A 13,151-nucleotide genomic window follows, 5' to 3' on the forward strand; every position below is an offset into this window, starting at 1 on the left:
CAGCACCAACCCGGAAGAATGAGCCGGGGTCATACTTTCGGCTGATCCCGCGCCGGACGAATTGCGAGATCCGAAACTTTCCGCGACCAGGCGGCTCCATATGGTCCCACCAGGCCGACCCACCGGCCCGCCACCCGCACCTGGACCTCCTGCGCCCCGGTCACCTCGGCCGGGCCGAGGAAGCCCATCCGGACCACACCCTGCACCAACCGCTGGGTCACCTCCACCGGCTCGGTGGGGTCGGCGTCCGGCGTGACGGTCACCGCGACATGGTCGAGCAACGCGTCGCGCAGCACCCGCTGCCCCACCGCTCGGCCGCGTACCCCCTCGGCGGCGGCCGTGCGCAGGGTGCCGGCCGCGGCTTCGGCGATCCGCCGCAACCCGGCCGCGGGCAACACCTCGACCGGTCGACTCGCCCCCGGCGGCAACGGCCAGCGCCACCGGTCGTCGCGGCCGGGAGGCAACGCGGCGTCGGCCGCCGCCAACCGGGCCAGCAACTCGGCCGCCACCACGGTCACGTCGGCGGGGGCCAGGCCGGCCACCGTCCGGACCACCAGCACGTCCCACGGCAACCGGGCCCAGAGGGCGGTACGGCCGACGTCGGGCAGCGGGCGTAACCGGACCACCGTGGCCGGGTCGAGGCGCACCAGCCGGGCCAGGAAGGCTCCCGCGTCGGCGGCACCGGCCAGCCCGTGCCCGGGCCGGACGGTGGACCCGCCGTTCACGCCGCCCCGTCGGTCAGCGCCCACGACTCCAGGAAGGCCCGTTCGTCGTCGCTGATCCGCCGGGGTCGCTTCTCGACCAGGTCGAACGGGACCAGCACCGAGCGGGCGGTGCTGGCCAGCACCTCACCGTCGTACAGCTCGTAGGCGACGGTGAACGAGGCGGCCCGGATGCGCTCCACCCACAGTTCGATCCGGACGGTCGGCGCGGCCTGGGCGGTGGCCCGACCGAGCGCGTAGTCGACCGGGCGCAGGTAGTCGACCTCGTGCCGGCGGATGACGACCCCGTCGGCGAACGAGCCGACCCCCCACGCCTTGCCGCCGGCGAACATCAACGCCACCCGCGCCTCCTCGTACAGGGTGAGGAAGCGCGAGTTGTTGACGTGGCCGTACGCGTCCAGGTCGGACCAGCGCAGGGTGCAGTGGTAGACGAAACGGTCCGCCATGCTCAGTCGCGGGTCAGCTTGCGGTAGGTCACCCGGTGCGGGCGGGCCGCCTCGGCGCCGAGCCGGTCGATCTTGTTCTTCTCGTACGCGTCGAAGTTGCCCTCGAACCAGAACCACTTCGACGGGTTCTCGTCGTCGCCCTCCCAGGCCAGGATATGGGTGGCGACCCGGTCGAGGAACATCCGGTCGTGGGAGATGACCACGGCGCACCCGGGGAACTCCAGCAGCGCGTTCTCCAGGCTGGACAGCGTCTCGACGTCCAGGTCGTTGGTCGGCTCGTCGAGCAGGATGACGTTGCCGCCGATCTTGAGGGTGAGCGCCAGGTTGAGCCGGTTGCGCTCGCCACCGGAGAGCACCTTGGTCGGCTTCTGCTGGTCGGGCCCCTTGAACCCGAAGGCGGCGATGTACGCCCGGGACGGCATCTCGACCTTGCCCACCATCAGGTAGTCGAGCCCGTCGGAGACGACCTCCCAGACCGTCTTGTCGCCGTCGAGGCCCTGCCGGTTCTGGTCGACGTACGACAGGGAGACGGTGGGGCCCACCCGGACCTCGCCGTCGGTCGGCTGCTCCAGCCCGACGATCGTCTTGAACAGGGTGGTCTTGCCGACGCCGTTCGGGCCGATGATGCCGACGATGCCGTTGCGCGGCAGTGAGAAGGACAGGTCGTCGATCAGCAGCCGGTCGCCGAAGCCCTTGCTGAGGTGGTTGGCCTCGATCACCGTGCTGCCCAGGCGCGGGCCCGGCGGGATCTGGATCTCCTCGAAGTCCAGCTTGCGGGTCTTCTCCGCCTCGCTGGCCATCTCGTCGTAGCGGTCCAGCCGGGCCTTGGACTTGGTCTGCCGGGCCTTGGCGTTGGAGCGGACCCACTCCAGTTCCTCGGTGAGCCGCTTCTTCATCTTGGCGTCGCGGCGACCCTCGACGGCCAGCCGGGCGGCCTTCTTCTCCAGGTAGGTGGAGTAGTTGCCCTCGTACGGGTAGGTCCGGCCGCGGTCGAGCTCCAGGATCCAGTTGGCCACGTTGTCGAGGAAGTACCGGTCGTGGGTGATCGCCATGACGGTGCCCGCGTACTTGGCCAGGTGCTGTTCCAACCAGGAGACGCTCTCCGCGTCGAGGTGGTTGGTGGGCTCGTCGAGCAGCAGCAGGTCGGGGGCCTCCAGCAGCAGCTTGCACAGGGCGACCCGGCGACGCTCCCCACCGGAGAGCTGGGTGACGTCGGCGTCCGGCGGCGGGCAGCGCAGCGCGTCCATGGCCAGTTCGAGCTTGGAGTCGACGTCCCAGGCGTCGAGGTGGTCCAGCTCCTCCTGGAGCCGGCCCATCTCCTCCATCAGCTCGTCGGAGTAGTCGGTGGCCATCTGCTCGGCGATGGCGTTGAACCGGTCCAGCTTGGCCTTGGTCTCGGCGACCGCCTCCTCGACGTTGCCGAGCACGGTCTTGCTGTCGTTGAGCGGGGGCTCCTGGGCGAGCATGCCGACGGTGTAGCCGGGCATCAGCCGGGCCTCGCCGTTACTCGGCTTGTCGAGCCCTGCCATGATCTTCAGCAGGCTGGACTTACCGGCGCCGTTCGGGCCGACCACACCGATCTTGGCCCCCGGCAGGAAGTTCAGCGTCACGTTGTCGAGCACGACCTTGTCGCCGTGCGCCTTGCGCGCCTTTTCCAGGACGTAGATGAACTGGGCCACGGTGCGGGCTACCTCCGTCGATTGCTGTCGCCTTGGACGGCGGCGCGGCGCGGGCTGCGACTTCGCCCGCCGCCGCCGGCCGGGGGCCGGCCACGCGCACGCCACCGTCAATCCTGACAGGTACGGCCCGCCGCGCCCACATCACCCCGCCAGGTCGGGTCCACGTCACTTTCGCTACCGCTGAGCTGGTGATGTTGACAAGATCACGGTACGGGTTCAGCGGGCGTGGGAAGGGTAGGTAACTCCGGCACGGGGTCCCAGATGCCGCAGCTACGCTCAGTACGCTCATCGCGGTGGACCCGTCAGCACCCGGAGGTGGCCGATCGTGACCGTCCGTAGCTCCTTTGTCGTTGTGGCCAACCGACTGCCGGTCGACGAGGTGAGCACACCCGAGGGGCGGCAGTGGCGACGCAGCCCGGGTGGGCTGGTGACCGCGCTGCACCCCGTCCTGGCCGAGCACCGGGGCACCTGGGTGGGCTGGGCCGGTGGCACCGGCGCCGCCCCGGAGCCGTTCGACCTGGAGGGCATCCGCCTGCATCCGGTGCCGTTGAGCGCCGAGGAGTTGGAACGCTACTACGAGGGCCAGTCCAACGCGACCATCTGGCCGCTCTATCACGACGCGGTCGAGACCCCCGCCTACAAGCGTCGCTGGCGGGAGGCGTACCGGCTGGTGAACGCCCGGTTCGCGGAGGCGGCGGCGGACGTCGCGGCCGAGGGCGCGACGGTCTGGGTGCAGGACTACCAGCTCCAGCTGGTCCCGGCGATGCTGCGCGAGCTGCGGCCGGATCTCAAGATCGGCTTCTTCCTGCACATCCCGTTCCCGCCGATCGAGCTGTTCATGCAGATGCCGTTCCGCACCGAGATCCTGCGCGGTCTGCTCGGCAGCGACCTGGTCGGTTTCCAGCAGCGGTTGGCGGCACAGAACTTCGTCCGGCTGGCCCGGCACCTGCTCGGGCTGCGCTACGAGGGCCAGATGATCCAGGTCGACGGGCGGCAGGTGAAGGCGGGCGCCTTCCCGATCTCCATCGAGACCAAGGAGATGGAGCGGCTGGCCGAGGACCCGGCGATCCAGGCCCGCGCCAAGCAGATCCGCGAGGAGTTGGGCAACCCGAAGACGATCATCCTGGGCGTCGACCGGCTCGACTACACCAAGGGCATCGAACTCCGTCTCAAGGCCTTCCGGGAACTCCTCTCTGACGGAAAGTTGACAGTTCCGGACGCGGTTATGGTGCAGGTCGCCACGCCCAGCCGCGAGCGCGTGGAGCACTACCAGGCACTTCGGGTCAAGGTGGAACGCGAGGTTGGTCGGATTAATGGCGAATTCGGCAGGGTCGGCGTGCCTGCGGTGCATTACCTGCATCAGTCGTACAGTCGCTCCGAACTGGCCGCGATGTACGTCGCGGCCGACGTGATGATGGTGACCCCGCTGCGAGACGGAATGAACCTGGTGGCCAAGGAGTACGTCGCATCGCGCGCCGACCAGGGCGGTGCGCTCGTGCTCAGCGAATTCGCCGGCGCGGCCACCGAGCTGCGTCAGGCGTTCCTGTGCAACCCGCACGACCCCGACGCCGTCAAGGACGCCCTCCTGCGGGCTGTACACGTAGAGAAGCCGGAGGCCCGCAGACGCATGCGGATCATGCAACGTCATCTGCGCACCCACGATGTGGGGCACTGGGCGAAGTCCTTTCTGACCGAGTTGGGCGCACCGGGAACGGAGGCCGAGTGAACGCCCCCACCGCCGAGATCATCACCCCCGCCGCCGGGACGATGGACCCGGAGCTGCTCGCCGCGATCGGACGCATCGCCCGCGTACCACAGCTCCTGGTCGCCTGCGACTACGACGGCACGCTCGCGCCGATCGTCGAGGACCCGAGCAAGGCGGTGCCGCTGCCCGAGTCGGTCGCCGCCGTCCGGGCGCTGGCCGCGCTGCCGCAGACCACCGTCGCGGTGGTCTCCGGGCGCGCGCTGCGCGACCTGGCCGCGCTGTCCCGGCTGCCCAACGAGATCCACCTCGTCGGCAGCCACGGCTCCGAGTTCGACATCGGCTTCGTCGAGCGGCTCTCCCCCGAGCTGGTCGCGGTCCGCACCCGGCTGCGCGACGCGCTGCGTGAGATCGCCCAGGCCCACCCGGGGGTGCGGCTGGAACGCAAGCCGGCCAGCGTCGCGGTGCACACCCGCGGGGTCGACCCGCAGGTCGCCGCCGCCGCCGTCGAGGCCGTCCGCAACGGGCCCGCGAAGTGGGACGACGTCACCGTCACCCAGGGCAAGGAGGTCATCGAGCTGTCGGTGGTCGCCACCCACAAGGGCACCGCGGTCGACCAGCTACGCACCCAGCTCTCGGCCAGCGCGGTGCTCTTCATCGGCGACGACGTCACCGACGAGAACGCCTTCGGCACCCTGCGTGGCCCCGACCTCGGCATCAAGATCGGCCCCGGGGACACCCAGGCGCACTACCGGGTGGCCGAACCGATCGAGGCGGCCCGGGCGCTCGGCCTGCTGCTGGAGACCCGACGGCACTGGCTCTTCGGCGAGCGGGCGGTGCCGATCGAACGGCACTCGATGCTGGCCAACGGGCGTACCGTCGCGCTGCTCACCCCCGAGGCCAAGGTCAGCTGGCTCTGCCACCCCAAGCCCGACTCGGCGGCGATCTTCGCCGACCTGGTCGGCGGCAGCCCCGCCGGGCACTTCACCGTCGGGCCGGAGCGCGGCGGCATCCCGCTGGGCCAGCGCTACCGCAACGGCACGATGACCGTGGAGACCCGCTGGTCGGGGCTCACCGTCACCGACTGGCTGGACCTGCCGGCCCGGGAGACCACCCCGGACGGCCCGGCCGTCATCACCGGCGACTCCACCCTCGTCCGGGTGCTCACCGGCTCCGGCCGGGCCCGCATCGAGTTCGCCCCCCGCCCGGAGTTCGGTCAGGTCGCCACCCAGCTCCAGCCGTCGGACGACGGCCTGCTGGTGCTCGGCTCCAACGAACCCGTCGCGCTCTACTCCCCCGGGGTGACCTGGCAGGTCCGCAACGACGGCGGCTACGAGACCGCGCACGCCGTGGTCGACCTCTCCGCCACCGGCGGCCAGGTGGTGCTGGAGCTGCGCTTCGGCACGCACAGCCTGGAGGACCACGCGGTCGCCGTCCACGACCGGCAGGCCAAGGCCGAGCAGCCCTGGAAGGACTGGGTGGCCTCGCTGCGGCTGCCCGCCACCGCCCGGGACCTGGTCGCCCGCAGCGCGCTCACCCTGCGCGGGCTCTGCCACGAGGCGACCGGCTCGATCCTGGCGGCGGCGACCACCTCGCTGCCGGAGGAGCTGGGCGGCGTCCGCAACTGGGACTACCGGTACTGCTGGCTGCGCGACGCGGCGATGACCGCGCGGGCCCTGGTCGACCTCGGCTCGATCGAGGAGGCCGAGGCGCTGCTGCGCTGGGTCGACGGCTGCATCGAGCGCACCGGCGGCCACCCCGAGCGGCTGCACCCGCTCTACACGGTGGACGGCTACGAGCTGGGTGCCGAGGCGGTCATCGACACCCTGCCCGGGTACGCCGGCTCCCGGCCGGTCCGGGTCGGCAACCTCGCCAACCACCAGCTCCAACTGGACGTCTTCGGCCCGATCGCCGACCTGATCGCGGCCGTCGCCGACGCCCGCGGTTCGGTCCGCGACGACGAGTGGCGGGTGCTGGACAACATGGTCGAGGCGGTCCGCCGCCGCTGGCACGAGCCCGACCACGGCATCTGGGAGGCCCGCCTCCCACCCCGGCACCACATCTTCTCCAAGGTGATGTGCTGGATGACCGTCGACCGGGCCCTGCACGTGGTGCGTCAGCACGACGGTGAGGACCGGCCGGAGTGGGTGGAGCTGCGCGACCGGATCGGCGCCAACGTGCTGGAGAACGGCTGGCACGAGGAGGTCGAGGCGTACAGCGTCGCGTACGGCGACGAGGACATGGATGCCTCCTCGCTCTGGATCGGGCTGTCCGGCCTGCTCCCGGGCGACGACCCGCGCTTCCTCTCCACCGTGCTCAAGATCGAGGCGGATCTGCGTAGCGGCCCGGTCGTCTACCGCTACCACTGGGACGACGGTCTGCCGGGCCGGGAGGGCGGCTTCCACATCTGCACGGCGTGGCTGATCGAGGCGTACCTGCGCACCGGTCGGCGTACCGACGCCGAGGAGCTGTTCGCCCAGATGGTCGACACCGCCGGCCCGACCGGGCTGCTCCCCGAGCAGTACGACCCGCTGGCCGAGCGGGGGCTGGGCAACCACCCGCAGGCGTACAGCCACCTCGGGCTGATCCGCTGTGCCCTGCTGCTGGACAACATGCTCAAGCAGTAGATCGACTGGTTCGATCGACTCGTCTGGTCGAAGGTAGCGGTGTCCCCGGGCGGGGACACCGCTACCTTCGCGAACGGGAGTCGATCACCCCCCGTGGCCCGGCGGGCGGGGTCAGGTGGCGAGGGCGTCGACCACGTCGCCGATCACCACGATGGCCGGGGGCCGCAGCCCCGCCCCGACCACGTCGGCCGCCACCGCGCCAAGGGTCGACCGCAGGCTGCGCTGACCACCCGTGGTGCCCTCCTGGATCACCGCGACCGGGGTGGCCGCGTCCCGGCCGTGCCGGGTCAGGGTGTCGGCGATGGCGGCCAGGTTCTTGAGCCCCATCAGCACCACCAGGGTGCCCCGCAGGCCGGCGAGGGCCTCCCAGCGCACCAGGGAGACCGGCGAGTCCGGAGCGACGTGGCCGGAGACCACCGTGAACTCGTGCGCCACCGCCCGGTGGGTGACCGGGACACCGACCGACGCCGGCACGGCCACGGCGCTGGTCACCCCGGGCACCACGGTCACCGGTACGCCGGCTTCCGCGCAGGCCAGCAACTCCTCCCCGCCACGCCCGAAGACGTACGGGTCGCCACCCTTGAGGCGTACCACGACCTTGCCGGCGAGCGCCCGGTCGACCAGGATCCGGTTGATCTCCTCCTGGGCGCGGGACGGCCCGTAGGGGATCTTCGCGGCGTCGACCAGCTCGACGTCGGGGCGCAACTCGTCCAGGAGCAACCCGGGCACCAGCCGGTCGGCGACCACCACCTCAGCCTCGGTGAGCAGCCGCCACCCCTTCACCGTGATCAGCTCCGGGTCGCCCGGTCCCGCGCCGACCAGCGACACCCGACCGACCGGGCCACCCGGACGGGTCGCGGCGTCGCCGGACCCGGCCGGCGTCGGCTCCGGCGGGCCCGCGAGGGGCGCGTCCGCCACCGGTTCACCCGGGTCGACCTCCCCCGAGTCGACGAGCGGGCCCGTCCGGGCGGTGAGCAGCTCCCGGACGGCGTCCCGGACCCCCATCGCCCGGTGCGGGTCCCCCCCGCCCAGCACGGCCACCGTCACCGGCCCGTGCCGGGTGACCGCCGGGGTCCACGCGGTGGCCGCCGTCCGGTCGTCGGCCCGGACGCAGAAGATCCGCCGTTCGTCGGCGACGGCGCTGACCGAGGCGGCGGCGAGCGGATCGTCCACCGCGACCTGGACCAGCCACGCCCCGTCGAGGTCGTCGGGGGCGAACCGGCGGGGTCGCCAGTGCAGCCGCCCGGCGTCGACGTGCGCGCGTAACGCGGGGGTGACCTCGGGGGCGACCAGCAGCACGTCGGCCCCGGCGTCCAGCAGGGCGGGCACCCGCCGGCTGGCCACGGCGCCGCCGCCCACCACGACCACCCGGCGTCCGGCGAGCCGCAGGCCGAGGGGGTACGGGTTGGTGCTCACTTCTCGGAAACCCCCGCCGCGTCGAACGTCGCCACCTCGTGCAGCACCCGGACCGCTCCGGTGACCACCGGCAGGGCCAGCAGCGCGCCGGTGCCCTCGCCGAGGCGCAGCCCGAGGTCGACCAGCGGGTCGAGACCGAGGTGCCGCAGCGCCACGGTGGCGCCCGGCTCGGCGGAGCGGTGCCCGGCGACCATCGCGCCGACCGCGTCGGGGGCGAGGGCGGCGGCGGCGAGCGCGGCACTGACCGCGATCACCCCGTCGAGCAGCACCGGCACCCGGCGGGCCGCCGCGCCGAGGATCAGCCCGGTCAGCGCCGCGTGCTCCAGGCCACCGACGGCGGCCAGCACCCCCAACGGGTCGGCCGGGTCGGGCCGGTGCCGGTCCAGCGCCGCGCGCACCACGCCGACCTTGCGTCGGTACGTCTCGTCGTCCACCCCGGTGCCCCGGCCGGTCGCCTCGGCCGGGTCCACCCCGGTGAACGCGGCGATCAGCGCGGCGGCCGGCGTGGTGTTGGCGATCCCCATGTCGCCGGTGAGCAGCACGCCCGCCCCGGCGTCGAGCAGCTCACCGGCGACCCGGATGCCGACCTCCACCGCCGCCCGCGCCTCGTCCCGGGTGAGCGCGGCGGTGACCGTCATGTCCCGGGTGCCCCGCCGTACGTTCGCGTCGAGCAGGCGCGGCGGTGCCAGGGTGGTGCCGGTCGGGGCGGACACGTCGGCGGGCGCGGCGTCGGTGGGCGGGAACGGCAGCGGCGCGGCCACGCCGACGTCGACCACGGTGACCGAGGCGCCGGCCTGTCGGGCGAACGCGTTGACCACCGCCCCGCCGGCCAGGAAGTTCCCGATCATCTGGGCGGTGACCTCCTGCGGCCACGGGGTGACCCGCTGGGCGTGCACACCGTGGTCACCGGCGAAGATCGCCACCGCCGCCGGTTCGGGCAGCGGCGGTGGGCAGGCCCCGGCCAGGCCGGCCAGGCGTACGGACAGCTCCTCCAGGGCGCCGAGTGAGCCGGCCGGCTTGGTCAGCCGGGCCTGGAGGTCCCGGGCTGCGGTCATCGCCGGCCCGTCCAGCGGACCGATCGCCGCGATCGTCGTCTCCAGCATCATGCCTCCAGGATTTCCCTCAGTACCTCGATGAACGCGTCGGTGGTCGCCGGGTCGCGGACGGCGATCCGCAGCCAGTCCGGCCCCAGCCCGGGGAAGGTGTCACCGCGTCGGACGGCCCACCCGCGCTCGCGCAGCACCTGGCGCAACCGGTCGGCCCCGGGGCGGTGGATCAGGACGAAGGCGCTGGCCGGTCGGCCCACGACGCGTACCCCGGGCAGGGCCGACAGGCGGCGCACCAGGTGGTCGCGGTCGACGGCGAGCCGGGCGGCGATGGCGCGCTCGGCGGCGACCCCGGTCGGGGACGCGACGGCGGTGGCGGCGGCCAGCGCCGGGGTGGAGACGGCCCAGAGCGGCTGGACGGCGGCCAGCCGCGCCAGCAGCGCGGCCTCACCCAGCAGGTAGCCGATCCGCAGGCCGGCCAGACCCCAGGTCTTGGTGAGGCTGCGCACCACCACCAGGCCGGGCAGGTCGCGGCGGGTGGCGAGCGACTCCGGCTCACCCTCGACGCCGGGTACGCCTGTGGTGTCGGCGAACGCCTCGTCGACGACGAGCACCCGGCCGGGCCGGGCCAGGGCGGCCAGGTCGGCGGCGGGGTGCAGCACCGAGGTCGGGTTGGTCGGGTTGCCGATCATGACCAGGTCGGCGTCGGCCGGCACCCGGGCCGGGTCGAGCCGGAAGTCGTCGTCCGGGTCGAGCAGCACCCGCTCGACCCGGTGCCCGGCGGCCCGCAGCGCGGCCTCCGGCTCGGTGAACTGCGGGTGCACCACCACCGGCCGGCGTACCCCGCCCAGGGCGCGGGCGAGCAGCACGAAGCCCTCGGCGGCACCGGCGGTGAGCAGCACCTCCGCCGGTGGGCGGCCGTGCCGGGCGGCGACGGCGGCCCGGGCCTCCCGGGGGTCGGGGTAGCCGGCCAGGTCGGCGAGGGCGGCGGTGAGCGGGCCGGCCAGCCAGTCCGGCATCGGGTCGCGGCGCACGTTGACGGCCAGGTCGACCAGGCCGGGGGTGGCCTCGGCGTCCCCGTGGTGCGCGAGATCCGGCTCGGTCCCGGCGGACGGCCCGGGGTCGGCAGGCCCAGGGCCGGTCGGCGGGCCGGGAACGACGGGCCCCGGGCCGGTCGGCGGGCCGGGAACGACGGGCCCCGGGCCGGTCGGCGGCTCGGTGCCGGTCGATTGCCCACGCATGACCGCGATCCTGCCGGGAAGCCGGCGCGGGGGACAGCCGATCCCGGCGTGGGCCACATCACGGCGGGGGGCCGCACCTCGGAGGCGTTCACGAGTTCTTCTCATGGATGAATCGGAAATGTCATAACTTGACCAGGTGAGCAATCGACCCCTTTCCGCCGCAGGCCGTTCCGTTCCCCTCCTCCGCGCCGGGCTGATCGCCGGCGTCGTGCTCGCCGCCGTGGCGTACCCGCTGGCCGCCGTGACCGGCCTGGGCGCCAAGGCCACCGCGCACGCCGTGGAGCACAAGACGAACATCCTGCGCACCGCCCTGCCCGCCGAGACGTCCTACCTCTACGCGCCGGACGGCAAGACGATCCTGACGATGTTCTACGAGGAGTACCGGCAATACACCAAGTTGTCGGACATGTCGCCGAACATCCAGCAGGCCATCGTCGCCGCCGAGGACAACCGCTTCTACCAGCACTCGGGTGTCGACCCGAAGGGCGTGGCCCGTGCCTTCGTGGCCAACGCCCGCTCCAGCGGCGTCTCCCAGGGCGCCTCCACCCTGACCATGCAGTACGTCCGGATGGCGCTACGGGACAGCGCACAGACGCCGCAGGAGGTCCAGGAGGCCACCCAGCAGACCAGCCTGCGCAAGGTCAAGGAGATGCGGATGGCGCTGGACATCGAGAAGGAGCTGACCAAGGAGCAGATCCTGGAGCGCTACCTCAACTCGGCGTACTTCGGCCACCGGGCGTACGGCATCTACGCGGCGGCGCAGATCTTCTTCTCCAAGACCCCGGCCACCCTCACCCCCGTCGAGGCGGCCACCCTCGCCGGGCTGGTCAAGTCCCCCTCCGAGTACGACCCGCTCAGCTCGGACCAGAAGGAGGCCACCGGCCGGCGCAACTACGTCCTCGACAAGATGACCCAGCTCGGCTACCTGTCCCCCGACGCCGCCGCGGTGGCCAAGAACGAACCGATCCGGACCCGGCCCACCACCCCGGCCAACGACTGCGCCGCGATCTCCAGCGCCTACAACGCCTGGGGCTTCGCCTGCGACTACGTGAAGAACTGGTGGAGCGCGCAGCCCGCGTTCGGGGAGAACCGGCTGGAACGGATGGACAAGCTGCGCCGGGGCGGCTACCGGATCGTGCTGAGCCTCGACCCCAAGGTCCAGTCCGCCGCCGAGAAGAACGTCCGCGCCAAGGAGGGCGTCGGCAGCCCCTTCGCCAACGGGATCGTGGTCGCCGAACCGGGCACCGGACGGATCAAGGCGATGGCCGTGAACCGGACCTACTCCCTGGATATCGGCGGCAACGGGCCCAGCTCGAACCCCGAGGCCGATCCGAAGACGAAGGCGAACTACCCGAACACGGTCGCCCCGCTGCTCGGCGGCGGCACCCTCCCGGGCTACCAGGCCGGCTCGACGTTCAAGATGTTCCCGATGCTGGCCGCCCTGGACGCCGGGATGCCGCTGTCCACCGCGTTCGACTCGCCGTACCGGTACAAGTCGGCCGTCTACGACGGGTGGGCACCGTCCAACGCCAGTGGGGCGATGACCGGCCGGCAGACCATGTGGTCCGGGTTCGGCAAGTCGGTCAACACCTACTTCGTGCAGCTGGAGGAGAAGATCGGCGCGGATCGGGGGGTGCATCTCGCCGAGCAGTTGGGTCTGCGCTGGCGTACCGACGTCGACAAGGAACAGGCGTCACCGGCGAAGGCCAAGAAGTGGGGCGCGTTCACCCTGGGCGTCTCCGACGCCACCCCGCTGGAGATGGCCAACGCGTACGCCGCGATCGCCGCCGACGGCCGGTACTGCGAGGCGATGCCGGTCAACTCGATCACCAACCGGGACGGCACCCCGGCCACCTACAAGACCGCCGGTGGCATCGAACGGGAGGTCGCCAAGCCCCGCTGCCGGCAGGTGGTCAACGCCGACGCGGCCCGTGCCGCCACCGACGCCGCCCGCTGCCCCACCGGCGACACCCCGGCCAAGGGCACCTGCGGCGGCTGGTCGACGGCGGACAGCGTCCGCCGCACGGTGGGCCGCCCGGTCGCCGGCAAGACCGGCACCACGGACAGCACCCGGTCGGCCTGGTTCGTCGGCTACACCCCGGAACTGGCGGCGGCGAGCTTCATCGCCGACCCGGACAACCCGTTCAACGCCGTCGGCGACGGGCAGTCCCAGGTGCCGGTCAACGCGGTCGCCCAGACCCTGCGCGACGGTCTCAAGGGCACCCCGACCCGCCAGTTCACCCCACCGTCGGACGCCATCGTCGGCTGAAAC

9 protein-coding genes are annotated in these 13,151 nt (G+C 72.6%); 3 read left to right on the forward strand and 6 right to left on the reverse strand.

All coding sequences use genetic code 11. The annotated features are described in order from the left end of the window. Window positions 1–29: 29 nt before the first annotated feature. Genes AB0K25_RS25045 through ettA form a run of 3 tightly spaced genes read right to left on the reverse strand, consistent with a single transcriptional unit; the run spans window position 30 to window position 2,847 of the window. The gene (locus AB0K25_RS25045) at window positions 30–749 is read right to left on the reverse strand and encodes a hypothetical protein (RefSeq protein WP_219464346.1); all 720 of its coding nucleotides are present in this window, start codon (window positions 747–749) and stop codon (window positions 30–32) included. Then, on the reverse strand, window positions 722–1,168 hold the full coding sequence (locus AB0K25_RS25050) for a thioesterase family protein (protein ID WP_208570452.1): 447 nt from the start codon (window positions 1,166–1,168) through the stop codon (window positions 722–724). The genes AB0K25_RS25045 and AB0K25_RS25050 overlap by 28 nt, the downstream gene beginning before the upstream one ends. A 2-nt stretch (window positions 1,169–1,170) precedes the next feature. Further along, window positions 1,171–2,847 (reverse strand): energy-dependent translational throttle protein EttA, encoded by a 1,677-nt coding sequence (gene ettA / locus AB0K25_RS25055; RefSeq protein ID WP_219464347.1) that lies wholly within the window; start codon window positions 2,845–2,847, stop codon window positions 1,171–1,173. Window positions 2,848–3,172: 325 nt separating this feature from the next. Between ettA and AB0K25_RS25060 the strand changes: the two genes are divergently transcribed. Continuing rightward, complete coding sequence (locus tag AB0K25_RS25060; protein ID WP_208570450.1) at window positions 3,173–4,573, forward strand: trehalose-6-phosphate synthase; 1,401 nt, start codon at window positions 3,173–3,175, stop codon at window positions 4,571–4,573. Window positions 4,574–4,614: 41 nt separating this feature from the next. Continuing rightward, window positions 4,615–7,176 (forward strand): trehalose-phosphatase, encoded by a 2,562-nt coding sequence (gene otsB / locus AB0K25_RS25065; protein WP_208570485.1) that lies wholly within the window; start codon window positions 4,615–4,617, stop codon window positions 7,174–7,176. A 111-nt stretch (window positions 7,177–7,287) separates the two neighbouring features. Here the strand turns inward: otsB and cobA are convergent, their stop codons facing one another. Genes cobA through cobC form a run of 3 tightly spaced genes read right to left on the reverse strand, consistent with a single transcriptional unit; the run spans window position 7,288 to window position 10,879 of the window. Continuing rightward, entirely contained in the window at window positions 7,288–8,592 is a 1,305-nt protein-coding gene (gene cobA / locus AB0K25_RS25070; protein WP_363823030.1) for a uroporphyrinogen-III C-methyltransferase, read from the reverse strand. After that, window positions 8,589–9,695 (reverse strand): nicotinate-nucleotide--dimethylbenzimidazole phosphoribosyltransferase, encoded by a 1,107-nt coding sequence (cobT, locus tag AB0K25_RS25075; protein WP_363823090.1) that lies wholly within the window; start codon window positions 9,693–9,695, stop codon window positions 8,589–8,591. The genes cobA and cobT overlap by 4 nt, the downstream gene beginning before the upstream one ends. After that, complete coding sequence (cobC, locus tag AB0K25_RS25080; RefSeq protein WP_363823033.1) at window positions 9,695–10,879, reverse strand: Rv2231c family pyridoxal phosphate-dependent protein CobC; 1,185 nt, start codon at window positions 10,877–10,879, stop codon at window positions 9,695–9,697. The genes cobT and cobC overlap by 1 nt, the downstream gene beginning before the upstream one ends. 136 nt (window positions 10,880–11,015) lie before the next feature. Here cobC and AB0K25_RS25085 point away from each other — a divergent pair, with 136 nt between their 5' ends. Further along, window positions 11,016–13,148, forward strand: a complete 2,133-nt coding sequence (locus AB0K25_RS25085; protein WP_363823036.1) for a transglycosylase domain-containing protein — start codon at window positions 11,016–11,018, stop codon at window positions 13,146–13,148. The last annotated feature ends 3 nt before the right edge of the window (window positions 13,149–13,151 follow it).

Source organism: Micromonospora sp. NPDC049257 (assembly GCF_040678915.1).
In the GTDB taxonomy this organism is placed as follows: domain Bacteria; phylum Actinomycetota; class Actinomycetes; order Mycobacteriales; family Micromonosporaceae; genus Micromonospora; species Micromonospora antibiotica.

Excerpts from the sequence above, each read along its gene's own strand:
- AB0K25_RS25050 (WP_208570452.1), bottom strand. The coding sequence starts at position 1,168 with ATGGCGGACCGTTTCGTCTACCACTGCACCCTGCGCTGGTCCGACCTG.
- cobT (WP_363823090.1), bottom strand. The coding sequence starts at position 9,695 with ATGCTGGAGACGACGATCGCGGCGATCGGTCCGCTGGACGGGCCGGCG.
- cobC (WP_363823033.1), bottom strand. The coding sequence starts at position 10,879 with ATGCGTGGGCAATCGACCGGCACCGAGCCGCCGACCGGCCCGGGGCCC.
- otsB (WP_208570485.1), top strand. The coding sequence starts at position 4,615 with ATGGACCCGGAGCTGCTCGCCGCGATCGGACGCATCGCCCGCGTACCA.